The sequence below is a fragment of the Bacillus sp. SM2101 genome, assembly GCF_018588585.1.
In the GTDB taxonomy this organism is placed as follows: Bacteria; Bacillota; Bacilli; order Bacillales; family SM2101; genus Nanhaiella; species Nanhaiella sioensis.
In genome coordinates this window covers 171,617-196,333 of the sequence record NZ_JAEUFG010000009.1, presented here as the reverse complement: position 1 = coordinate 196,333, position 24,717 = coordinate 171,617, and the positions used below count along the sequence as shown (strand labels likewise).

Below are 24,717 nucleotides of genomic sequence, written 5' to 3'. Positions count from 1 at the left end.
AAGAAAAAAATGTCTGCGAAAACAGCCTAAAAAAAAGAGCCCTTGAAAAAAGGCCCTCTTTTGCTTATTTTTGTAATAAGTTCTTTACTTTGTTAACTACATTTTCAACTGTAAAACCATACTCTGCCATTATTTTTTCTCCAGGTGCAGATGCGCCAAACTGATTGATCGCTATAATTTCACCTTCATCGCCAGTATATCTTTCCCATCCTAATGAAGAAGCCATTTCAATTCCTAAACGTTTTTTAATGTTTTTAGGTAAAACAGCATCTTTATATTCTTGTGGTTGTTCTTCAAAACGATCCCAAGATGGCATACTAACAACTGATACATGAATGCCATCATTAGCTAATGACTTCTGCGCCTCAACAGCTAGACTAACCTCTGAGCCAGATGCTAAGAGCAATGCATCTACATTGTCATTATTTGTTGGAGACACAACATATGCTCCTCGTTTTACACCTTCATATGCATCACGCTTCGTGTTTGGTAAAGTCGGTAAGTTCTGACGTGTAAGCACAAGTGCGTGTGGCTTATCAGTAGCTTCAATTGACACCTGCCAAGCTGCAGCTGTCTCATTGGCATCACCCGGTCGAATGACTGATAGACCTGGCATTGCACGTAGGGCTGGTAGCTGTTCAACTGGCTCGTGAGTTGGTCCATCCTCACCAACAGCAATACTATCGTGCGTAAATACATACGTTACTGGTAATTTCATTAAAGCTGCTAAGCGAATGGCAGGACGCAAGTAATCAGAAAATACAAAGAAAGTCCCACCAAATACTTTCACACCACCATGAAGTGTCATACCGTTTAGAGCAGCTCCCATGGCAAACTCACGTACACCAAACCATATATTTTTTTCTCCATATGAATTTGGCATAAAGTCATTTGACTCTTTAATCATTGTTTTATTAGATCCTGCTAGATCAGCAGATCCACCTATAAATTGTGGAACACTATTAGCAATAGCATTTAATACCTCACCAGAAGAGGATCTTGTCGCTAAGCTACTTCCTTCCTCATAAGTTGGTAACTCCTTTTCCCAACCATTTGGAAGTTTCCCTGTAATAGCTGCTTCTAGTTGTGCTGCTAACTCAGGGTATTGCTCCTTATACTGAGCAAACATTTGGTTCCATTCATCTTCTGTTTTACTACCAGCATCTTTCACAGTAGCAGAGAAATTGTCGTACACTTCAGACGGTACATGGAAATCTTCTTCAAATGTCCAGTTGTAAGCCTCTTTCGTTAACTTTAACTCATCTGCACCTAGTGGAGATCCATGTACTGCCGACTTACCTGACTTATTAGGTGCTCCGTAGCCAATGACTGTTTTAATCTCAATCATCGTTGGATGGTCAGTATCTGCCTTCGCTTCTTCAATAGCCTGCGATAATTCTTGTATATCATTACCATCTTCAACACGAATATACTGCCAGCCGTATGATTGGTAACGGTTTTTGATACTTTCAGAGAATGACTTATCGAGGTCGCCGTCTAAAGATATATCGTTTGAATCATATAACACAACTAGACGTCCTAGCTTAAGGTGACCTGCTAGCGATGCCGCCTCAGCTGATACACCTTCCATTAAGTCACCGTCACCACAAATTGTATATGTGTAGTGGTCTACAACATTAAATGTATCTTTATTATATGTAGATGCCATATGTCTTTCAGCCATAGCCATACCAACAGCCATCGCGATACCTTGACCAAGTGGCCCTGTTGTTGCTTCAACTCCAGCAGTATGCCCATATTCTGGATGCCCTGGTGTTTTGCTTCCCCATTGACGGAAATTTTTAATATCATCCATCGTTACGTCATAACCACTTAAATGTAATAAGCTATATAATAGCATTGATCCGTGCCCAGCTGATAATACAAAGCGATCACGATTAAACCATTGAGGATTAGACGGGTTGTGGTTCATATATTTAGTCCACAACGTATATGCCATAGGAGCAGCTCCCATCGGCATGCCTGGATGTCCTGAGTTAGCTTTCTCAATTGCATCAATCGATAAAGTTCTGATTGCAGCAATAGATAAATCATCAATATTAAGTGACATAAAATACCACCCTTTCAATCATTATAGTACATATCATATATTCAAAATGAACAAATGTACATACATTGTGAAAAAAAGATACATTTTGTTCAAGAAAACATCTTTTCTTAGTATGTACAAAAAACCATACATAAAATGATGTATCCTTAAACTTCCTTCATTCAGCTTATAATTTAGGAAGATTATAAAATAAAAATTTACGAATGGTAATAACTCTAGCCTTAATGAAAACGGCTATTCTTACTCTTTTTTAATTTTGTAGGCGTAACATCATTTCCTTCTTTATCTACTACTTTTACTGAATGTAAAGTATTTTCCATCGAATTACGAAACGATTGAATATATTCCTTGCGTAAATCCTGTTGTTCACGTTTTTCTTCATCCGTTAACCCAGATGATTTAGATTTTTTTGACAAATAGTTAATACGATTAATTTTTTCATTTGATAACACGTCAATGCTCCCTTTCTATTCAATAGGATATTATGTTCTGTACATATTACAAGAAGAGAGCTTCATTTTCAACGGTTTTGTTTTAGTACAAAAAACTAAAGACTTATACAATTAGCAATTGCTGGATTTTTTCTTCTCTGAAAACATTGTCAATCGGCTAATAATTACGTTTTAACCTTCCACTTTAGTTGAATACAATGATATTGCCAATAGTGTCATTTTAATAGCCTATTTTCATACAGACTGTTGCTTTTCAGACTAAGAATTAATCACGTATACATCTAGCTTTTGTCGTACCTTCTCTACTTATAATTTTGGGGACCCAATCAAAACTCCGTCTTACTGTCTATTCCTTTATTATAATAGCTACCAAGTTTCGAAAGGCTGTTTTCGCATTGATGATTGTTTTTATATTTAGACTCAACTGCAGATTGTGGCATCTATTCTTCTCTACAACGATGACTAACATGTAAAGCCACTTTTCTTGGTACTAAAGTAATAATAATAGTAACAAAGCTTACGAAAAGTGCCTTTCAATAACAACGTAATAAAAGTATACAATTGTAACTTGTATACTACAGCATTCGTTCATTCTATTGTTAGCCATCTACTCTAAATTATTATGCATATATTCTTTATAACGTCGATGTACCGTTGCTTTTGACACATCAAATCCAAGACCACGTAATGTTGCCGCTATATCTGAAAACGTGAGATTATTTTGTCGTAACCTTATGATTTCCTCAATAGGTATTTCCTTTCTTTCTCTACCTGAGCTTACATGGATGTTTTTTAAATTTCTCTCAGGTCTATATCCTTCTTCGATAGCTCGTTTCATTCCCCGTTTAATTTTTAAATTATGTATTTTCCGTTGATATTCCTCAACAATGCTAACAATTTCCAACATCATGGAATCAGCTTCTGACAATTGTAACTCTCCATTATGATGAACTGTGTATATTTTAACTCTTTCCTTTAAAATAAAATGCAGCAAAGCTATTCTTGCATTACCCCTACCTAGCCTCGTCTCATCTTGTATTAAAAGGGCATCGATATGCTGTTCTTTAATTACATTCAATAACTCATAAATGCCATCTCTATCCATGTCATATCCGCTTGCCCTTTCTACAACCACTTTCTTTACATCAAAATGGTAACTGTTTGCAAGCTGGAGTAATTCTGCCTTTTGACGTGTTAATGATGTCTCCTGTGTTTGCTTATTTGTACTAACACGACAATATATTATTGCTTTTTCCATTTCTACCTCCGATTAATTGTTAACTGCATAAGTATCATACATTTTATTACCTTCTGATTTTAACACTGGAATATAAATTTCATCACCATAAAAAATTCTATCAGGAGCTATTTGATTTACATCCTCTACCCAACTGATAAAGTCATTGATTGATAAATCGTGACTGTTACTATACTCGGACGCAATATCCCAAAGTGTATCTCCATCTTCTACTTTAATAGTAATGTAATCATTTTTCTCGATATCCTTATAAGAAGTAATTAGTGCAAAAGCAAAGCCGATAAAAACAGTAAAAAACAAGATATAGTAAATTTTAGATTGTTTCATAATAAGTCCCCCTGATTAACAGAATACTTGTTCGTTTTTAGTTATTGTATACGAACAAATGTTTTATGTCAACATTTTTACGAACTTACGTTTGTTATACATAACAAGTCGTGCTATAATGAATGAAAGTAAAATCTTTCTAGTATATCCTTACAGTATTAATAGATGATCTTAATTTTTAAATGTTATGAACGGGTATACATGCTAACAATAGAAAAGATTATTATAATGAGGTGCTAACGATGGCAAAATTATCGAAAAGGCAACAAGACATACTAGATTTCATAAAACAAGAAGTACAATCAAAGGGATATCCACCTTCTGTTAGAGAAATTGGAGAAGCGGTAGGGCTAGCTTCAAGCTCAACAGTTCATGGTCATTTATCTCGTTTAGAAAGTAAGGGACTAATCCGTAGAGACCCAACGAAACCTAGAGCAATTGAAATATTAGATTTAGATCCTGCTGATGTAATCCCAAAAAATAACGTCATGAATGTACCGATCATAGGAAAGGTAACAGCTGGTCAACCAATAACAGCAATTGAAAATGTTGAAGAATACTTCCCTCTTCCTGATAAACTTGTATCCCCTGACGAAAATGTATTTATGCTTGAAGTAATGGGAGATAGCATGATTGAGGCCGGTATATTAGATGGGGATCACGTCATTGTTCGGCAACAACAAACTGCTTCAAATGGAGATATCGTTGTTGCAATGACAGAGGATGACGAGGCAACAGTAAAAAGATTTTTTAAAGAAAAAGACTATATAAGACTTCAGCCAGAAAACTCAACTTTAGAACCTATTATTCTTCGTAATGTAGCTATATTAGGAAAAGTAATCGGGGTGTATCGTACCATCCATTAAACACTATTGTACATAACGAATGTATGATCTATTCTTTGACAAACAGTCTCTTTTAAAAGGTTGTTCCAATCAGTTTGATTAACATACAGGTTAGCAGTCCACAATGCTTTTTAATGTATTCATACGATCTCATATTATAATCCAATCCTTAGCTTAGAACCTCTGAGCTAAGGATTTTTTTGTCATATTGTAAGCTCCCTCCGAATTCATTTTGATTGGCTATTTTCACAATGGTTGCTGTTTTTACTTTTAAGATATACACACGTATATATCTAGCGTTCAAGACACCTTTTCTAGCTCCTATAAAACTCATAATACTGTCCATTTTTAGTAAAAAAACAAAATTCAAGCAAAAAGTCTTTAGTTTAAATTTATCATTCAATGATTTTCTTAGTCACTTTTTCTCATATCCCCCACTATGCCACCAATTTTATGCTTGTTATCCCGAGATTAGACTTGACGGTCTAGACCATTCGGTCTAATATATATAATAAGCAAGCAGCATTAACTATCAGGCTATTTCAGCATAGCGTGTTTTTTTGCACTAATAAACACGAATACAGCTAGATTTCGTGCCATCTATTCTCATATAAAACGATGGTATTCTTTATCTTCAGGATAAAGAACTATAACAACAAAGTTTACGAACAGAGTTAACGATTAAGATTAAAAACTTGTAGGAGATGATGTAATTGACGCGAGGATTTAATAAAGAATTCGAACATTCAGATGCGTTAATGCAAGCAGCATTAAATGAATTTGTGGAAAAAGGCTATGACAAAGCCTCATTAAATCATATTTTGAAGACAGCGAATATGAGTAAGGGCTCATTTTACTACCATTTTAACAACAAGGAAGATCTTTACTTAAATCTCATAGACATGTTGATTCAAAAAAAGCAACTATTCCTTGTCAAGGTTATGAATCCAAGTGATTATTCCAAAGACATTTTTTCGATATTTAAAACACAAATCAGAATTGGAATGCAATTTGCCAATGAATATCCAGATATTAATCGTTTTGCAAACAGCTTTATTAAAGAAAAAGGAACTCCCATATACGAAAAGGCGTTGACAAGGCATAATTTTCAGGATAATGACCAAATGAACAAGCTCATTGAAGCATCCTATAACAAAGGTGAAATTAGGCAGACACTACCACTGGAATTCGTCCAATCACTAATTGGTTTCTTGTTCACTAATATTGTGGATGTAGCGGATATGTCAAAGCCTGATCACTATGAGTCAAGTCTAAACCACTTAATTGATTTCCTTAAAAATGGCCTGACAGATCAATAATGATCTTAACCATCACATGTTGACATCAGCAAAGTAGGTGAAGATTTAAGTCTCTACCTGACTAACTGATAATTTGGAGTAAGGTATATGCTACATCTGTGCATCGTTGAAGTAATGGTTCCTTTCTGCATTCAATTATTTTTCAAAATAACGAGCTTAATTTGAAAAGGAGAGTTATTATATGGCCCAATTTGATTATCCTGTAGGATACCATGATTTTCATAAAACAAAAATTATAGACTATCAAATGAATCGGTGGTATTCAATGGGATACACACGAAAAGAAGACATGGTGGATGCAGCTACCAGAATAAAAAAGTTAGAAGATTGGAAGGAGGAAATGATAAAGCAGGCTGAAAAAGCTATTGATGAAAAACGCATAATGAATGGAACATTTTATTACAGGGCTGCAGAATTTTTTACTCATCCGAATGACCCAGATAAATTAAGACTGTATGATACATTCATTGAAATGTTTTATAATGACCTGTTTGTTGAACATGATATTGAACGTTATAACATACCCTACGAAAATGTATACTTACCTGCAATGAGACTACCTTCTAACAATAAAAATGCCAGAGGAACAATTGTCATTCATGGTGGATTTGATTCATTTATGGAAGAGCTATACTCAATGGCAAGCTATTTTGCACATTTAAACTATGAGGTCATATTATTTGAAGGTCCAGGGCAAGGTGGTGCCTTAAAAAAATCTGGCTTAGCACTTAGTTATGAATGGGAAAAACCAACAAAAGCCGTTCTAGATTACTTTAAGTTAAATGACGTAACCTTATTAGGTGTGTCCATGGGTGGCTGGCTTTGCTTCAGAGCAGCTGCGCATGAACAGCGAATTAAACGAGTGATTGCTCTTAGTATAGCCTACGACTACATGAAAATCCCCCCACCTATTATTGAGAAGTTTGCTTTATGGCTTTTCAAACATCCTAAATTAATGTATTGGATGGCTGATGTAAAAATGAAGATGATGCCGCAAGAAAAATGGGGAACCGATAATTTAATTTATATTACTAAAACTGATACTCCGTTAGATGGTGGCATGGCATTATTAGAATTCAATGCTGCACATTTAAAATCAGAACACGTTACACAAGATGTATTAATATTAACAGGGTCAGAAGATCATTTTATACCGCTAAAAATGCACGATATTCAAGTAAAAGCTTTAACGAATGCAAAGTCTATAACTGAAAGAATCTTCACTAGAGATGATCATGCTCATAATCACTGTCAGGTGGGAAATTTCGGCCTTGCTCTCAGAGTCATGGCAAATTGGTTAAATGAAAAAGAATAACAATTTTGTAGGATTAGAAAAATAAAGATAAAGCTAACCTGCTGAAGAAAACCCATTAACTAATATAAATCAGTTAATGGGTTTATAATTTAAGTTGTTTTTCGTATTAAGAAAGAACACGTTTCAACTAGAAATTCTTAGCATTTTTTCTTCTGTACAACGATGACTAACATATAAAACCTCGTTTATGGGCCTTTATTTAAAAATACAGTTAGTTTTATTTATTCTCCCCCTCCTCCTCCGCTGTCACCACTGCCCCCACTGTCGCCATGACCGTAATCAGATGAATATAAGCCTACACCATTTCCATCATTGTTACTACTAGTTGATGAACTTGTCTTATGAATACGATGTTTTGTTCTGTTAGCATTTCCAGTACTAATCGCAGTAATGGCAATAATAATAACTAACAAGATAAACCCAAATATTATAAATTTCATACAAACTCCCCCAAATTTAGTTATATATATAATATACGAATAAAAATAGTAGGAAGTTTCATGATTTTGGCAAAGAATGCGGATTGAAACAGCAATACATTAACATTTCTACCTAGTTCAGATTTTTCTATTGGCTGTTTTCACATTAATTGTAGATTTTCATAACAGGCTGGTTTTTGTATAGAATGTAGTTTGCGTAACAAAATATAACTCGTATAAAACTAGTATTCGAGACAAGCTTCTTCTATAAAACGATGACTGTTGAGTAAAACAGTATCTTTATCATCTGTTTTAGGAACTATAGGAACAAAGTTTACAAAAAGCGCCTTATAATAAGCGCTAAACACGTTCGGCACCTTATCTTCTTTAAAGACTATAAAAATCATATCATACTCATCCAGTTGCTCAAATGTAGGTGAAAAAATGCAACAAAGTTTTCGAAGACCCTTTCTTATTAACTACTTATAAAGCGTAACAATTCATTAAATGCATGCTTAGCAGATAATTCACAATAGTTCTCTGAGTTGTTATCGCTAAATCCATGATTTGTTCTATATTTTTTAATGGTGATTTTTTCTTTATCGTTTAGTTTAGTAATCAATTGATCGACATGAAATGATTTTTCATTCTCTGGGAAAATTAGTAGTGTGGGACAAGCTGGGATCATGTCAATAAAGTCCCTTATCCTTGAACCGTAATAACTAATAACTCCATCGCAATTCTGGTCTTCACTGCACAGCCATGCGACTGTCCCACCTACACTATAACCAAGAATAAAGATTTTACTGTATTCCTGCCTAGATTTTTTTAAAAGTGCCTTAACGTAGGTAGCTGCTCTAGCAAATCCGACTTTATTAACAAAATGGTGATAAGCCAATTTCTCCTCATCGTAATGAAATTGATTGTTTTCACTATACAAATTGGGACAAATCACATCGAAGCCTTTATTGAATAGTTCTTTACAAATATGTCTCATATGCTCATTTACGCCGTATATTTCATGAACAACGATCACTAATTTGTCTGATTTATTTTTGTAAGAAATCATTTACTTTACCCCTAATAATTATTGACCTAATTTCTTCAATGTATAATTGTGCTCATACATTGCACACTTAACCATAAATGCAGAGCGTATTCTTTTCTTTATAACGATGACAACCTTATAACCTACTTGTTAATGATGTCATTTGTTTGTTAACAATAGTTAAAAAATGTTCGTACAGAACCTTTTCTACAACATATAGACTCCTCAATTGTTCGGATTTGTAATTAGAAAAAATCTTTAATTGATTAATTATTGAGCGTATTTTCTATAATGGGTTCATTCTGTTTACCTTATTGTAACTTTGATAAAATTAAATAATAGTCTATTAATTTGTAAATTTTTCTAGTAGAATAATTAACAACTTTAATTAGGCTGGCTTTTTTACAAAAATTTGAGTGTTCAATAGTTTTTAAAGATTAATTATAATTAACTATTCCATAAAGTAAGTGGAGGGATAATCATATGAGTAAAAAATGGCAATCAAAGCAGCAATTCATAGATCTTCTTTGCCAGCTTGTAAGTATTCCTAGTGTTACTGGTTCTCAAGCAGAAACATGGTTACCACAATTTGTAATATCTGAACTCGAGTCACTACCCTATTTTCAAAATCACAAAGACCATATAACCTTACATGCAACAGACGATGGACGTTATTTTGCGTCGGCTCTAGTTAAAAGGTCTGACAAATGTAAAAAAACCGTCATTCTCCTTAGCCACTTTGACGTCGTTGACGTTGCTGATTACGGCAACCTCCATCACCTTGCCTTTGATGCGAAAAAGTTAACAGCATATTTCTATAAACACAAATTTGAAATGGCAAAAGAAGTAAGCGATGATTTGGAAACTGGGGATTGGTTATTCGGAAGAGGTACGATGGATATGAAATGTGGCCTGGCTATGCACATGGCAATGATTGAGTTAGCATGTAACGGGGATTTTGATGGAAATATTTTATTGCTAACAGTTCCTGATGAGGAAGTGAATTCTGTAGGTATGAGAGCTGCTATACCTACCCTTCTTGAATTAGCAGATACTCACAAATTAACATATACTGCTGTACTCAATTCGGAACCGATGTTTTCACGTTTTCCAGGCGATCAAACAAAATATCTTTATACCGGAACAATTGGCAAAGTTTTGCCCGGATTTTTTTGTTATGGCAAAGAAACACATGTTGGCGAGCCATTTTCAGGACTAAATGCCAATTACATGGCTTCAATCATTAACGATGAATTAGAGTTAAATACAATTCTTTGTGAAAAAATAAATAATGAAGTAACCCCTCCACCAACTGCCCTTATTCAACATGACCTACAAAAAGAATACTCTGTACAAGTAACAAATAAAGCTGTGACGCTCTTTAATGTATTCATGTTTAAAAAACCAATGAATAAACTTACAGACGAATTAAAAAAAATTACGGATACAGCTGCCTTACGTATCCAACAATCATTTGTTGATAAAGCTAGCAGCTTTGCAGCATTAACAAATTCTGAAACACCTTCCCTACATGTAAAAGTTTATACGTATGAAGAGCTCGTTACATACGCAAAAGAAAGGTACGGAAGTAAAAGAATTGAAGCATTGCATCAAGAAATATTCGAACAGCATAAGCAAAATCTAGATGATCGAGAGCTTTCTATTACTATAGTTGATCAACTTTCTTCTTTATGTAAACATTTATCACCAATGATCGTTCTCTTTTTTGCTCCACCCTTCTATCCAGCTGTCTATTCCCATGAACATCCAATGATTCAACAAGTTATGTCAGACTTAAATATCCATGCTAACCGTATGCACAACATACTATTTCAGCAAGTGCTGTTTTTTAATGGTATATCCGATTTAAGCTATGTCGGACTCCAACATTCACCATCATCCATTCAACCATTAATTGCTAATTTCCCACTTTGGGATCATGGATATTCACTGCCAATTGAAGATTTAAAGCAATTAGATATACCTGTATTAAATGTTGGACCAATAGGACGAGATGCTCATAAATGGACAGAGAGATTAGATGTTAATTATACTTGTGACACGTTGCTGGAGTTGTTCCCATACTGTATCCAAAGATTATTTGATTACTCGAAGTCTGATCAAGGTTGTTAAATGTATTTTCTCCTTCTGCCGAAAAGTCTTCAAAAAGATGAACTAGATATATACCATCATTCCAAAGAGGTTACGTGATCGGGTTCATGTCGTTTAATTTTCTGGAATGTTTTATAACAGAACAAAAACATTAAAACGTAGAATTCTTTTATTGCACATTTCACTGCTGTTGACTACAATAGAAAATATTCTTAAGTGAAATGAGTGATATACTTTGAAGCAAACTAAGGTTGGAGTCTCTTATACAATTATAGCGTATGTGCTTTGGGGAATACTGCCATTATATTGGAAATTGATTGAGCATGTTCCTGCTAGTGAGATACTCGCTCACAGAATTATTTGGTCCTTTATATTTGTTTTATCAATTATTATCTTTAAAAATAGATTTATGAATTTTAAAAAAGAGTTTAATTCATTACTAAATCGACCGAAGAAATTGGCAGCTGTATTTCTTGCAGGGGTTTTAGTAAGTGGAAACTGGTTTATATACATTTGGGCGGTAAATACCGACCACCTTATTGAGGCTAGTTTGGGCTATTATATTAATCCCCTTTTAAGTGTATTACTCGGTGTACTCGTCTTACGGGAAAAATTAACAAAATGGCAGATTATATCTGTTCTCTTTGCGGGGATAGGTGTAGGAATATTAACGTTGCAATATGGAAAGGTCCCTTGGATTGCATTATCATTGGCACTATCCTTTGCCTTATATGGGTTAGCCAAAAAATTAGTTAAACTGGACTCACTGTTCGGTCTCGCAATAGAGACCTCTATCGTTACTCCAATTGCTTTCATCTATCTTGGAACGATACAAGCACAAGGCACAAGCGTGTTCTTGTCGAGTTCTTTCAGCACAGTGTTATTATTAATTGGAAGTGGAGTAGCAACAGCGATACCATTACTATGCTTTGCAGAGGGAGTAAAACGCATTCCATTATCAATGAATGGTTTTTTTCAATACTTAGCTCCTACAATAAGTTTATTAATTGGGGTGTTTATTTTTAAAGAAGAATTTACAAAAGTTCACCTAGCAAGCTTTACGTCCATTTGGTGTGGTCTTGTTATTTATACAGCTTCAAATTTACATCTTGGTAAACAAACAGAGAAGAAAACTCTACGTGCGTGAACATTAATTCAAGACTTTGTGCGCTAAGCTTTTATACTATTATAACTAGCTGAATCTTCACGCCATTCATCTAAGTTTAATGAAGAAAAGGTATCTCCAGTGAGAGTTGCTTTCGTGTTTATGTCTAAGAAAAACAATCATCATTGTAAAACAGCCATCATAACAACTGACAAATAGAAACAGGTAATTGAATATACGCACCTGTTTCTATTGCTAGATAATTAGCATACAAGCTTAATATATACTTTTTTACATATTTAACTTTATTCAGCCATGGAAGAAGTTTGCATCAAAAGCGTTTTTTATGTGGGTTAATTCATTGAATCTAATATCTGTAATCAAAATGGTACCAATGATAAATATCATAGCCCCGCCACCAAAAAAAACCTATGATCACACATAAAAATATCACATTAAATATGATGCCTCTTCTATTACCTTCTCTAAAATTTTGTATTATTTTTTCAACTCCATCAATTAAGAACCATCCCCCCATAGACAGAACTCCTAAAAACGGTCTGCCGAATACTAACTCGACACTCCCGAAAACTAGCAAAGCTACTTTCAATATCCTATATATTTGTTTTAGTATTTTAGTCAATCTATTTTCAACTCCATCATTAACATTTTTTTAAGAAATTTTTTCGGTTAACATTCTTCGAAATAAAATTAGGCTATTTTTATAAAAATGGACGGTATGATGAATTTTGTGAGAGTTCAATAAGTAAAAAGTAGAAAAGATGCCACGTATACGTGCTTATATCTTAGTAGGAAAAGCCCCAATCTGAAATAGCCTAGCCTTAAATTATGTAAGCTGCCCTCCTACCATTCTATAAATCCTTAGATTATTAGCTTTTTATAGTTAGGCTCTTCTCTTAAACTTTGTTGCTAGATCAATAGTCTTGAAACTAGAAAAGGTCCGAAAAAATAGATGTATACATACTTTTATCTCAAAAGTAACAATCAATTAATGCGAAAAAAGCCTTTACTTTTAATAATATCATAGTCTATTCGTTATTTTTTAATGGTATTTTATTACATAATAACGTTTTCCGTAAATTTAGTTACCATTGTACAACAAACGAACGTCGTAATTTTAGATTAATAGGTTTTAGAAAAAAATGTTATGAACCGTAGTTGAGGCGTTAACTTCTTAGTACGAGAAACAACTGTTATTGCAAATGCATGCTAAACAAAAAAACATTACTCCTCATTAATGAGGGTAACATTTTTAAGGGTTATGCTTTTTTATAAATATAAGGTTACGAGGCAATATCTTTTTTTCGATAAACAGTAAATGCCCCTAAGAAACTCACTGTTATGATTAAGAGCATAATTATCAAGTACAGAGGTTTTATCGTGTTATCAATCATGATTGAGGCAGAATCAACATATTCGAACGGTGTAAAATATTTTATTGCGTCAAATTTATCTGAAATGCCAGATATGATATCTAAAAAGTATGAAATTAATACAATACCTAGCGATATGGAGATTATATTTCTCGATTTTTTCATCACACTAGATATGAAAAATGCTATTGCCGCAAATGTTAAATGTAGTAGAAAAGGTGCTATGGTGATTAGAAAAAATGTTGTTGATTCTATAGGCTCATCACCTGCAATCGTAAAACCAATGTATGTGATTAACGACAATGCTATATTAAAGACTATTAAAGATAATAACACAGCGCATAATTTTTGTCCTACAACCTCCGTTCGAGTTAGCGGTTTAGAAAGCAAAAATTCTGCTGTCTTCTCACTTTCTTCTTTAACGAGAATACTAGAAGCTAGTAGGACCGCGTATATACTTCCGAACAATGTTGTAAACAAATAGCCTTCAATAGCATAAAATCCAAGAACCGTATGCAAGCTAAATTGATCCATGTTAAATGCCTGAAGCATAGCTTCTGGGTAAGCATTTAACAATTGGTCTAATGTTTCTTGCTGCTCAGCAAATGAAGGGTACATACTTAGCATCATTATGATTAACCCTCCGAGAACTGCTATCCAAATCCATAATGCTTTCTGTGCTTTTGCAAACTCCCTTTTGAATAACATTGCTTTTCTCCCCTCAATTCTCATAATAGTGCATGAACACTTCCTCTAATGAAGGTTCCTCAATGTTAATATCTCTTAATTTGAAATTGTATAATTGTTTAATTAGCGCAGTCGCGTTACCACTATATAAAAAATGCATTTCATCACCAACTACTTCTTGATTAATAACACCCTCTAAGTCCAAGCCTTGAGGCGGATGTTCAGAGAACAGAATTGAGACTTTTTTAAATTGATTATGGCGGAGCTGTTCAATCTGTTCTACTTTCAATACCCTTCCCTCTTTAATAATTCCTACTCTATCACACATTTTTTGTACTTCACCTAAATAATGCGATGAGAAAAAAATAGTTGTTCCATCATTCCTTAACTCATGAAGTAAATCAAAGAACGTTTGTTGTATTAACGGGTCTAATCCACTTGTAGGTTCATCTAAAATTAATAGCTTCGGTTGATGAAGAAGAGCTTGGATTATTCCTACTTTTTTTCTATTCCCAAATGACAAATCTTCGACCTTTCTCGTTAAATCTAAATCTAACCTTGCCGCTAATTCATTAATTTTAGCTGTAGCATCTAGTTTATAAAATTTCGAAGAATATTGAAGTAGATCTTTGGCTTTCATATCATCGTAGTAATGTACCTCTGAAGGAAGATAACCAATTATTTTACGAATTTCTTTCGAATCTTTTACTACATCCATTCCGAAAACAGTAGCACTTCCTTTCGTAGGATATATTAAGTTTAATAATGTACGGATGGTTGTACTTTTCCCTGCGCCGTTAGGTCCAATAAATCCAAATATTTCTCCTTCTTCTACTTCTAAGGTAACATTTTCAATTCCTCGATTTTTACCAAAAAACTTCGTTAAATTATCCATCTGAATGGCATTCACGGTATTCCCCTCTTTCTATTAATGAGAAAACATTTCACTTTTTGTGCTTTTTATTTCTCTTATTAAAATAGTATCCACCTCTCCTCACAAATAGCACATAAAATAAAGATGGCATAGGGGCTTGTATTAACCCAATGATTCCCCACAGCCAATAGTTATGCCCATGTCTTCTTGCGTCAAAAAATAACAAGGTACTTTGAGTAATTAGTATGATGGCTACAATTGGTATAACAACTAATTCTTCGCTAGTCATCCATCAGCCACCTGCTTATCTTTTGTAAAATAAACGATAATTGGAAGGATGGCAGTGACAACAAGTTGTAATGCAACAAAAATTTCTGGCGATTGAGTTAATATCACAATTAACCCGGAGCCTACGGTCAAGATTATCAAAATGTATATGAGTATATCTCGTATAAATTTCTTTCTCAAAGCTAATTTATCCGCTATTATTTTTTGTTCAAGCCAGTTTAAATCTGGTGTTTCGATTGAGAACTGATGATCGATACTTGCTAAGCCTTTATTAACCTCTTCCACAGTGCTCTTATAGCTTTTTTTGTCGTCGATGTGTGTTACTTTGTTTTTCGTCACTAATTTTCAACTCCCTTCTAATCTTATCTATACCATAATGAATACGTGATTTAGCCGTACCTACTGATATATTAAGCATTTTTGATATTTCTTCATACGTATATCCATAATAATGCTTTAGTACAATCGGGATTCGATAATTACTAGCTAATTGTCCCAATGCTTGATTAACATCAGCCCACTCCTCATTTTGAGTTTCAAACTGCCATCTCATTTCCCGCAAAGCTTGCATTTGTTCAAGCCATTTTTTTTCACGTTTGTTTTTTCTACATTGATCTATATAAACATTTGTAGCGATAGAAATGAGCCACGAAGAAAAAGCCGACTTCCCATTGTATAACCTTATTTTTTCTATGCATTTTGTCATCGTTTCTTGAGCAAGTTCCTCTGCCAAATTGTAATTCATTGTGACTTTTATTAAATACTTTACTAAAAAGGGATAATGATGTTGAAATAATATTGCAAAAGCTTGTGAATCTCCTCGTTTTGCATTCTCTATCAATTCCTGTTCCTGCATACCCACCCTCCTTCATGGGAACCCAAACACCCCAACCTTCGAGTCAATAATAATACGCTATACATGATAGATTCGTTCAAAAAACCTTACATAAATGCGTAATAATTTTGAAAAGTATATTTAGATGACAGTGAACTATGATTATTCACTGCCTATACATATTATAAACAAATCTTTAGCTTAAGATTAAAACGATTAAAGTACTCTTGAAATAACGTTGTATTTTTACGAACATTTTTATTAATTTATTTTATATTATTCGTGATTTAGTTGACATCTATTTAAATAATTGTTATATTATCCTCTGGTTAGAGCAAAAAAATAATATTTGTAAATTCACAATATAAAGTCAATGGAGGATTTCTCATGAATTTTGATTATGATGTAATTATTGTCGGTGCAGGACCAGCTGGTATTTTTACTAGTTATGAAATTTCGTTAAAAATGCCTCATGCCAATGTCCTATTAATAGATAAAGGTCACGATATATACCGTAGACATTGTCCAATTCTAGAGAAAAAAATCCAAAAATGCCCTCCACCAGCTGGAAAGAAAGATTTTTCAGGTTGTTTACCAGCATGTTCAATAACAAACGGGTTCGGTGGAGCAGGAGCATACTCTGATGGAAAATTTAATATTACAAGTGAATTTGGTGGATGGATGACAGATTACCTGCCTAATTCTGAAGTTGTTGATCTTATAAAATATGTTGATCAAATTAACTTACAACACGGAGCTACAGAAACAATTACAGACCCATTAACTTCCAAGGTTCGTGACATTGAAAAAAGAGGTTATGCAGCAGGTTTAAAATTATTACGTGCTCAAGTTCGTCACCTTGGAACAGAACAAAACCTTCAAATACTACAAAGTATTTATGAATACTTAAAAAGAAAAATAGAGATGAAATTTAAAACTGAAGTTGCCGATATCATTACAGAGAAGAGTGACGGTCATCATACGGTGAAAGGAATCGAACTTACGAACGGTGAAATTATAACATCAAAAAAAGTCGTTATTGTTCCTGGACGTGACGGTTCCGCGTGGCTATCAAATATATTTAGAAAACGACGACTCAACATGATAAATAACCAAGTAGATATCGGTGTTCGGGTTGAGACATCAGATATAGTTATGGAGGAAATTAATACACATTTATATGAGGGTAAATTTGTATTCAATTCTTCTGTAGGAACAACCGTTCGGACGTTTTGTAGTAATCCATCTGGTCATGTTGTTGTCGAAAACCATTCAGGGATCATGCTAGCTAATGGACATTCGTACAAAGATCCTAACTTAGGAAGTAGCAATACTAACTTCGCTCTACTCGTATCACATAAATTTGCTGAACCATTTGATCAACCAAATGAGTTTGCACACGAAGTATCTAGATTAGCAAACCGTTTATCAAACGGCGGGATTATCGTTCAAAAGTATGGTGATATCTTAAAAGGTCGCCGCTCAACTGAAAAAAGAATGAAGGAAGGATTTTTAGAACCAACTTTAAAAGAGGCCGTACCTGGAGATTTAGGTCTTGTATTACCTTATAACACGATGAAAAGTTTAATAGAGATGACAGAAGCACTTAACCACGTTACTCCTGGTCTTGCATCTGAACATACACTTTTTTACGGAGTTGAAGCAAAGTTTTATTCAGCACGACCGAATCTTAATAATAAGTTTGAATCAGAAATAGATGGACTTTATGTTGGTGGTGATGGGGCTGGTATCACTCGTGGTCTTGCTCAAGCTGGTGCATGTGGTGTATGGATTGCCCGTGATATTATTGAAACAATTAAATAGTTCAGTAGTTTAATAATATCAAGTAACTACTTTTTTAAAACCACATGGGCATCAATATAACCCATGTGGTTTTCCTCGTTGCTATTATTTGTCTTTTTAATGTTTGAACTACGAATTTTGTTATGATGCTGCAGACTCATCCACCTTTGCAGATCGTTTATTTTGTGACAACATTAAAGTAATCGCCATGCCGATAAATGTAAGCACAATTCCAATCATTTGTAGAAAGCTAGGTCGAAAACCTGTAATCATTGTATCGAGTAAAATGGCTACAATTGGATCTAAAAAAACTAACGCTGATATTAAACCTGCTGATAGATGTCTCACACTTCCAAAAAACAAAAAATAGACAACACCTGTATGGAGTGATCCAATGAGTGTTACAGCAATCCAATTACTTGTTTCTAACCCCATAAACGCTTCAAAATTAACAAGAGGTAATAACAAAATCGCGCCGAGTGTTGTTTGAATGACAGTCACTGCATATGAACTTAATTGGCGAATGTTTTTGCTTAATAGTGTAAGAAAAGCATATAACACAGCTGCTAAAAATGCCCAAATGAGACCAGATGAAAGTAATTGGCCAAATGGTGTATTAGTTCCTAAACCCGAAACGAGCATTGTTCCTAGAAAGCAGACGCTTATCGTTAATACAGTCACAACAGTTAACTTTTCTTTATAAAAAAGACTACCAAACAGTAAAACAATCACAGGGGCTAAATAATAAATTGATACAGCAACAGTGACAGGCATCATTTCGAATGCTTTAAAAAGAAACACCCAATTTAGCACTAATATAAGACCACAAAAAATAATTTGTTTTACTTCATGTTTGTTCCACTTTTCCGAAGCGAATTTTCCTGTTAATAACCAAAATACGCCTAAAAAAATTGAAGCAAAAACACATCGCACAAAAACTAATTCAAACGCATGAAGTCCAGTTTTTGCAGCTACAAATCCAATAGATCCAAAAATACTCATAGCTACAATCATGCCAACCATTGCTGCAGATTTCTTTGATCTCGAAAACTTTGTCTTCACTAACAATGCTCTCCTTTTTGTCCGACTTTAGTTTATTTCTATTGGAAATGCACTATATACTCTGACTGACATTAAATATTAATTATAAATAATTTCAAAAGCATTGTAAAATTTGCAAAATAATAAAAATTAAAGTAATGTACAAGTATTAACGATAATCTCGATTACTTCAAGATTACTTGTTATTTTTCATGAATGTTTTATTAAAAATTGCATATATTAAATTTTGGACGAATTGTTTTAGAAAGTAAATCGTTTCCTGAACAAATGGAGCTATCCAAAATCGGATGGCTTCTCTTGTTACATCACTTAGGAGGTTGATTGGATGGTATTTGGCAAAAAGGTTATCAAAGAAATTGAAACAGAAGAAACAAAAATATGGGTATGCTCATCTGAGTTGTGTAATTGTTGGGTACGAGATAATTTTAGAAGTAAAGACCAAACTACTTGCCCCGCTTGTAATAGTGAGATGGAGATGGCATTTAAAGAGTTGGAAATCGTTCCTAATAACTCCATTATTTCATAACCTCAATAATATTATCTATCAACGAACCATATTAACCATTAACAAACCATTTCTATAAGCATAGTTTGTAGCCACAATTACGATCCGTGCCATCATCAGGTGACCTAATATGACAATGATGGCACGGGATTGATTGAAACATGAAATCGTCCAAGGACTGTCACAAATTGACTTAAGCCACTAATCTCCTGGTAGAAAAACCACCACCTTCATAGGTAGCAATCTCCAACACTCTTTACAATTAACTTAAATTCTCCCATGAAATTCAGCTATTTTTTCTTTCATTTCAAGTCTTTTGCTCTCGATTTTTCTAAATTTACGCAAAGATATCAATGATATGATAGAAAGAAGGAAAAACCCTATATAAGTGATATTATGATTTTGCTGAATAATATTTGTTTTCATCAATTCCATCTCCTCCCCAAGCTTTATGAAGCACTATTCCCATTCATACATTTTTTCTATTAAAATCGATACCTAGTCTAAAAGTGCATGCTCTCAGCTGCATGTAAATCCACCGTGCCGTTCAAAAAGAGCTTTTCATTTATGTATTAATAAATATTAATCCACCTTCTATTTTTTGCACTTTATTATAACATCTATTATACGATTTATAATGATTTTTACGTACCCTAAATAATTTTAAAGTATCATACTAATATTTTCCTAAGCATTCCTGTTGCATTGCGACAAAATTAGGTGTATATTTTATATTATAATAATTAGGAGGCTAACTAAATGGATGATTATCTCAACCATGTTGGTTTCAACTTAAAAGTAGTTGCTAGAACACTTACAAATATACAGAATAACAAATTAGAGCAGCACGGAGTAACGATCGCACAATACCGCGTCCTTTATCATCTAAAAGAAAAGGAAGGCTTATCACAGTCAGAGCTACTTGATGCTTTGCAAATTAAACCTTCCTCATTGACAGGGTTAATTGAACAACTTGAGAATAAAAAACTTGTGACAAGAAAATGTGACAGTAAAGACGGACGTTTAAAAAGACTCTATTTAACTAACCAGGGGTCTGAAAAGATTGAACAGTTATGGAATATTATTGTCGAATTAGAAAATGAGCTTACAAGTGGATTTTCACCAGAGGAAAAGGCCCTTATGGTATCTTGGTTAAAGAAGTTGAAAAGAAATACTTGCAAGGAAGCAAATGAATAAAGAGAGTATAATCTTGACTCCCCTCTTAGATATCATCTACCAAATATCCATATCTGACTAGTTCATTAACATTAACCACATTGGTTAATGTTAATTATATTATTGCCACTTTAAGGATGATGGTTGGAAAAAAATATTTAAAAATAGTTAGGAAGCTAATAAATTACAAATGGGGGAATATGCATGAATAATAGAAGTGAAATCTTAGGTACCGAACCAATACCCAAACTATTGTCTAAGTTATCGATTCCTGCAATGATCGGCATGTTAGTTATGTCGCTTTATAACGTTGTTGATACAATTTTTATAGCTAAAGGTGTAGGGACACTTGGAGTTGCTGGCGTATCAATAGCCTTTCCTTTGCAATTGATATTGTCTTCAATAGCTGCTGCCATTGGTATAGGTGGTTCGGCAGTCATATCAATTAAACTTGGGCAAAAAAAGCAAGAAGAAGCTAATCATGTTTTTGGTAATTTTCTTGCTTTATTACTCGGCTTAAACTTAATAGCAATTACTCTTGGACTTTTATTTCTAGAACCGTTACTACGACTTTTCGGTGCAACGGATTCCATCCTTCCTTATGCAATGGATTATTTAAGCATTATTTTATTAGGAATGATCTTTTTTGCATTTGCTATGTCTTCGAACAATATTGTACGCGCAGAAGGTAACGCAAAAACAGCCATGATAACAATGATTGTTTCATCGATTATCAATATTATCCTTGATCCTATATTTATTTTCACATTAAATATGGGTGTCAAAGGTGCTGCCATCGCTACTATTATTTCACAAGTTGTTGCAGCGCTTTATATATTTAATTATTTCTTTATAAGTAAGAAAAGTAGCTTGAGCATTTCATTTAAACATCTCAAACTAAAACTATCATATATTAGATCCATTTTAACTATCGGCTCTTCTGCTTTCATTAGACAAATCGCAGGTAGTATTATGTTTGTTGCAGTAAATAGGATGTTAATTATTTACGGTGGTGAGCTTGGGGTAGCAGTATTCGGAATGATTCATAAGGTAATGGCGCTTTCTGTCATGCCGATGTTCGGAGTTATTCAAGGCTTGCAACCTATTGTTGGCTTTAACCATGGGGCGAAACAGCCTGAACGTGTGAACGATACAGTAATGTTATCCATTAAAGTAACAACAATTATTTCAACTGCAGTATTCGTAATTGTCCTAGCATTTGCTAAACCATTAATTTCAATTTTCACATCTGATGTTCAGGCAATTACGATGGGAGAAAATGCGCTCAGAATTATATTTGCACTCATGATCACAGTTGGTTTCCAAATGGTAATTGGAGGTGTTTATCAAGCACTTGGCAAAGCTAAACCAGCATTCATATTATCAATGGCTCGCCAAGTATTATTTTTAATCCCTCTCGTTTTATTATTACCTCGTCTGTATGGATTAACAGGCGTATGGCTTGCTTTTCCGCTAGCTGATTTGTTTGCATTTATGATAACTTTTGCCTATGCATGGAAGGATCGTATAATTACTTGGAAGAAACAAACACAAAATAGCAATGCAAATGCCTCCGCCTAGTATAAATTGACAATAACTGCAATGACTGTATTTTCCCTTACATTATGTTTTTTTTAAAATGATGACAATAGTGTTTATTCTCCCTACTTATAATAAATATTACTTTTTCTACACACATAGTATATTTATATAGTAAAAAAGATTGATCGGCATAGCGATCAATCTTTTTTAGGTTCTATTCACGAAGTTTGTTTAAAAAGGATTTGTATTGGACAATAAATACCAACTCACCTACTTTATTAAAAATACTATAAGAATTCACAAAAATGATCTTGATTTACAGCTATACATGCATTAATATGGAAATGCTTGCAGAAAATACAGGTTGCTTTGTTAACTCGACTATGTATTTAGCAATTAACTAATGTACTAATGTTAACGTTACCACTTTTAGAAAGGGAGACACGGATGAAAATTAAAACAAAACTGTTACTTTCATATTCATCTTTAATAATAATCCTCATTATACTGGGGAGTTACGCCGTTGTTAATATTTCTAATATTAACGAAAACGGCAAACATATAGTAGATGAAAGACTAGTACCTACCTCTTCAATTGGTAGAATTGCACAGTATGCTAGTAACACGCGAATTGAAATGCTCCAAGCTTTAGTCAATGAAGATAGTTCAATGACAGCAAAGGCGAAAATTAGTATGGATACCGTTGATCAAATGTTACTATACTATAAGGAAAATTCAATGACTGCTGGAGAAAAAGAAATTTTTCAACAATTAGAAGATGATTGGGAACTATTTAAAGAACGAGTCTCTGAAAATACTGAGTTTATTATGCAAGGTCAATATGAAAAGGCTCGTGAAGGAATTGCATTAAGTGGTGATCAATTCGACAAAGTTGAGGACAAAGTCGGAAAACTCATGAAGGTTAATATAGATCTTGCTAATGAACTATCATCACAAAACAATAAAATTTACCAATCTACAAAAACGTTATTATTGATTGGTCTAGTCATAGCAATAATCACTTCCTTTGTTATCGCACTAGTCGCAGGAAGGAAAATTACTAATCCTTTAAAAACGATAAGTATGCGTGTAAGTCAAATTGCTGATGGAGAATTAACGGGTGAACCCATCAAAATTAAGACTAAAGATGAATTATTTTTGTTAGGAAATGATATCAACACAATGCAAGATAATTTAAAAGTGTTAGTTAATAATGCAGCTGAAGCAGGAGATCAACTAGCAGCAGCAGCTGAAGAACTAAGTGCAAGCACAGAGCAAAGTTCATTAGCTACTGAACAAATGGCAACACTGGCTCAACATTCGGCTGAACGTGTTGAGAAACAACTACAAGGTATTAATAATATTTCTTCAACGATTAAGAAGGTATCTGACAATACATTAGAAATAGCACTTAACAGTAGTGACATGGTAGAAATCTCTAAAAAAGCAACGGCGGCTTCTGAAAATGGCTCTATTATTGTTACAAAAGTGGTTGAACAAATGAATATGATCACTAATATAGTAACTGACAGCACAAGTCAAATATATCAGCTTGACCAAAAATCCAATAAGATTAGTAATATTATTAATATTATTACCGATATATCAGAACAGACTAACTTGCTTGCCTTAAACGCTGCCATCGAAGCGGCTAGAGCCGGAGAAAATGGTAAAAGCTTTGCTGTTGTTGCAGATGAAGTAAGGAAACTAGCAGAAGAAACAAAGCAATCCGCATCACAAATTGCTTCTGTATTACATGAGATACAAAATGAAACAAGAAGCTCTGTAAAACATATGAGTGAAGGTTCAGACAAGGTAAATGAAGGCATTACGTTAACAGAAGAAGTAAATGACGTATTCGGCAATATATCTCAATTAATATCTGACGTTGCTACGAAAGTAGACGAGGTTATGCGTTCTATCCAAACGATGGCTGAAGCAAATGAGCAATTAGTTTCAAGCTCAAAATCTGTAGAAGAAATGGCACATTCATCTGTTTTAGCAAACCAAGAAAGTTCTGCAGCTTCTGAAGAACAGTTAGCTACTACAGAAGAAATCACAAGTTCCGCAGAATCCTTATCTGCCTTAGCCGATAAATTGCATAATCAAATATTGAAGTTTAAAATAACTAAGTAAAATTCACTATAGTTAACGATTCTTCGATGGAACTGTAGGAATGACATTAAGTTTACTTATCACTTTTTATAAAACTCAATAAGTTACAAATATAAAAAGCGTGTTTGATAAAAGATTGATCAAAGCACGCTTTTTATGTATTCT

At 33.8% G+C, this 24,717-nt stretch carries 25 protein-coding genes and 1 pseudogene; 11 read left to right on the top strand and 15 right to left on the bottom strand.

Annotated elements, in window-relative coordinates:
• Positions 1–64: 64 nt before the first annotated feature.
• The 4 genes from tkt to yneA all read right to left on the bottom strand — a co-directional run bounded on the left by tkt (position 65) and on the right by yneA (position 4,108).
• Positions 65–2,071 (bottom strand): transketolase, encoded by a 2,007-nt coding sequence (gene tkt / locus JM172_RS11125; RefSeq protein WP_214482370.1) that lies wholly within the window; start codon positions 2,069–2,071, stop codon positions 65–67.
• A gap of 221 nt (positions 2,072–2,292) precedes the next feature.
• Positions 2,293–2,523 (bottom strand): DUF896 domain-containing protein, encoded by a 231-nt coding sequence (locus tag JM172_RS11120; RefSeq protein WP_214482369.1) that lies wholly within the window; start codon positions 2,521–2,523, stop codon positions 2,293–2,295.
• A 607-nt stretch (positions 2,524–3,130) separates the two neighbouring features.
• Entirely contained in the window at positions 3,131–3,781 is a 651-nt protein-coding gene (locus JM172_RS11115) for a YneB family resolvase-like protein (RefSeq protein WP_214482368.1), read from the bottom strand.
• A gap of 12 nt (positions 3,782–3,793) precedes the next feature.
• The gene (yneA, locus tag JM172_RS11110; RefSeq protein ID WP_214482367.1) at positions 3,794–4,108 is read right to left on the bottom strand and encodes a cell division suppressor protein YneA; all 315 of its coding nucleotides are present in this window, start codon (positions 4,106–4,108) and stop codon (positions 3,794–3,796) included.
• A 242-nt stretch (positions 4,109–4,350) separates the two neighbouring features.
• Here yneA and lexA point away from each other — a divergent pair, with 242 nt between their 5' ends.
• The 3 genes from lexA (at position 4,351) to JM172_RS11095 (ending at position 7,587) form a co-directional block, all read left to right on the top strand.
• Positions 4,351–4,974, top strand: coding sequence for a transcriptional repressor LexA (lexA, locus tag JM172_RS11105; RefSeq protein WP_214482366.1), 624 nt, complete (start codon positions 4,351–4,353; stop codon positions 4,972–4,974).
• A 692-nt stretch (positions 4,975–5,666) separates the two neighbouring features.
• Complete coding sequence (locus tag JM172_RS11100) at positions 5,667–6,272, top strand: TetR/AcrR family transcriptional regulator (protein ID WP_214482365.1); 606 nt, start codon at positions 5,667–5,669, stop codon at positions 6,270–6,272.
• Positions 6,273–6,453: 181 nt separating this feature from the next.
• Entirely contained in the window at positions 6,454–7,587 is a 1,134-nt protein-coding gene (locus JM172_RS11095) for an alpha/beta fold hydrolase (protein ID WP_214482364.1), read from the top strand.
• A 221-nt stretch (positions 7,588–7,808) separates the two neighbouring features.
• On the opposite strand, the gene JM172_RS11090 is transcribed toward JM172_RS11095, so the two are convergent.
• The 3 genes from JM172_RS11090 to JM172_RS11080 form a co-directional block, all read right to left on the bottom strand.
• The gene (locus JM172_RS11090) at positions 7,809–8,027 is read right to left on the bottom strand and encodes a hypothetical protein (RefSeq protein ID WP_214482363.1); all 219 of its coding nucleotides are present in this window, start codon (positions 8,025–8,027) and stop codon (positions 7,809–7,811) included.
• Between the two features lie 221 nt (positions 8,028–8,248).
• Positions 8,249–8,413 carry a hypothetical protein gene (locus JM172_RS11085; protein ID WP_214482362.1) on the bottom strand — a complete coding sequence of 55 codons (165 nt, stop codon included), beginning with the start codon at positions 8,411–8,413 and terminating at the stop codon, positions 8,249–8,251.
• A 68-nt stretch (positions 8,414–8,481) separates the two neighbouring features.
• A complete protein-coding gene (locus JM172_RS11080; protein ID WP_214482361.1) occupies positions 8,482–9,075 on the bottom strand; it encodes a dienelactone hydrolase family protein in 594 nt (197 codons plus the stop codon).
• Positions 9,076–9,537: 462 nt separating this feature from the next.
• Between JM172_RS11080 and JM172_RS11075 the strand changes: the two genes are divergently transcribed.
• On the top strand, positions 9,538–11,187 hold the full coding sequence (locus tag JM172_RS11075; protein ID WP_214482360.1) for a M20/M25/M40 family metallo-hydrolase: 1,650 nt from the start codon (positions 9,538–9,540) through the stop codon (positions 11,185–11,187).
• 214 nt (positions 11,188–11,401) lie between these two features.
• Complete coding sequence (gene rarD / locus JM172_RS11070) at positions 11,402–12,313, top strand: EamA family transporter RarD (protein ID WP_214482359.1); 912 nt, start codon at positions 11,402–11,404, stop codon at positions 12,311–12,313.
• A 325-nt stretch (positions 12,314–12,638) separates the two neighbouring features.
• Here rarD and JM172_RS11065 read toward each other — a convergent pair whose 3' ends face one another.
• The 6 genes from JM172_RS11065 to sigY all read right to left on the bottom strand — a co-directional run bounded on the left by JM172_RS11065 (position 12,639) and on the right by sigY (position 16,370).
• The gene (locus JM172_RS11065) at positions 12,639–12,914 is read right to left on the bottom strand and encodes a hypothetical protein (RefSeq protein WP_214482358.1); all 276 of its coding nucleotides are present in this window, start codon (positions 12,912–12,914) and stop codon (positions 12,639–12,641) included.
• 661 nt (positions 12,915–13,575) lie between these two features.
• Entirely contained in the window at positions 13,576–14,373 is a 798-nt protein-coding gene (locus JM172_RS11060) for an ABC transporter permease subunit (protein WP_214482357.1), read from the bottom strand.
• Between the two features lie 13 nt (positions 14,374–14,386).
• On the bottom strand, positions 14,387–15,262 hold the full coding sequence (locus tag JM172_RS11055; protein ID WP_214482356.1) for an ABC transporter ATP-binding protein: 876 nt from the start codon (positions 15,260–15,262) through the stop codon (positions 14,387–14,389).
• 34 nt (positions 15,263–15,296) lie between these two features.
• Positions 15,297–15,515 carry a sigma-Y antisigma factor component gene (locus JM172_RS11050; RefSeq protein WP_214482355.1) on the bottom strand — a complete coding sequence of 73 codons (219 nt, stop codon included), beginning with the start codon at positions 15,513–15,515 and terminating at the stop codon, positions 15,297–15,299.
• A complete protein-coding gene (locus tag JM172_RS24770) occupies positions 15,512–15,853 on the bottom strand; it encodes a YxlC family protein (RefSeq protein WP_214482354.1) in 342 nt (113 codons plus the stop codon). Before JM172_RS24770 ends, JM172_RS11050 begins: the two co-directional genes overlap by 4 nt.
• Positions 15,807–16,370 carry an RNA polymerase sigma factor SigY gene (gene sigY, locus JM172_RS11040; RefSeq protein ID WP_214482353.1) on the bottom strand — a complete coding sequence of 188 codons (564 nt, stop codon included), beginning with the start codon at positions 16,368–16,370 and terminating at the stop codon, positions 15,807–15,809. The genes JM172_RS24770 and sigY overlap by 47 nt, the downstream gene beginning before the upstream one ends.
• Positions 16,371–16,736: 366 nt before the next feature.
• On the opposite strand from sigY, the gene JM172_RS11035 reads away from it, so the two are divergent.
• Complete coding sequence (locus JM172_RS11035) at positions 16,737–18,173, top strand: NAD(P)/FAD-dependent oxidoreductase (protein WP_214482352.1); 1,437 nt, start codon at positions 16,737–16,739, stop codon at positions 18,171–18,173.
• 120 nt (positions 18,174–18,293) lie between these two features.
• Here the strand turns inward: JM172_RS11035 and JM172_RS11030 are convergent, their stop codons facing one another.
• Positions 18,294–19,214 carry a DMT family transporter gene (locus JM172_RS11030; RefSeq protein ID WP_483297251.1) on the bottom strand — a complete coding sequence of 307 codons (921 nt, stop codon included), beginning with the start codon at positions 19,212–19,214 and terminating at the stop codon, positions 18,294–18,296.
• Between the two features lie 325 nt (positions 19,215–19,539).
• Between JM172_RS11030 and JM172_RS11025 the strand changes: the two genes are divergently transcribed.
• On the top strand, positions 19,540–19,740 hold the full coding sequence (locus tag JM172_RS11025) for a cold-inducible protein YdjO-related protein (RefSeq protein WP_214482351.1): 201 nt from the start codon (positions 19,540–19,542) through the stop codon (positions 19,738–19,740).
• A gap of 246 nt (positions 19,741–19,986) precedes the next feature.
• On the opposite strand, the gene JM172_RS11020 is transcribed toward JM172_RS11025, so the two are convergent.
• Complete coding sequence (locus JM172_RS11020; protein WP_214482350.1) at positions 19,987–20,145, bottom strand: LPXTG cell wall anchor domain-containing protein; 159 nt, start codon at positions 20,143–20,145, stop codon at positions 19,987–19,989.
• Between the two features lie 333 nt (positions 20,146–20,478).
• Between JM172_RS11020 and JM172_RS11015 the strand changes: the two genes are divergently transcribed.
• From JM172_RS11015 to JM172_RS25635, 4 genes and pseudogenes are all read left to right on the top strand, one after another.
• Entirely contained in the window at positions 20,479–20,916 is a 438-nt protein-coding gene (locus JM172_RS11015; protein ID WP_214482349.1) for a MarR family winged helix-turn-helix transcriptional regulator, read from the top strand.
• A 183-nt stretch (positions 20,917–21,099) separates the two neighbouring features.
• Positions 21,100–22,476 carry an MATE family efflux transporter gene (locus tag JM172_RS11010; protein WP_214482348.1) on the top strand — a complete coding sequence of 459 codons (1,377 nt, stop codon included), beginning with the start codon at positions 21,100–21,102 and terminating at the stop codon, positions 22,474–22,476.
• Between the two features lie 372 nt (positions 22,477–22,848).
• A pseudogene (locus JM172_RS25640) lies at positions 22,849–23,625 on the top strand (MCP four helix bundle domain-containing protein); the annotation flags it as partial.
• A complete protein-coding gene (locus JM172_RS25635; RefSeq protein WP_483297254.1) occupies positions 23,620–24,573 on the top strand; it encodes a methyl-accepting chemotaxis protein in 954 nt (317 codons plus the stop codon). The pseudogene JM172_RS25640 and the gene JM172_RS25635, both read left to right, overlap by 6 nt.
• Positions 24,574–24,717: the final 144 nt, after the last annotated feature.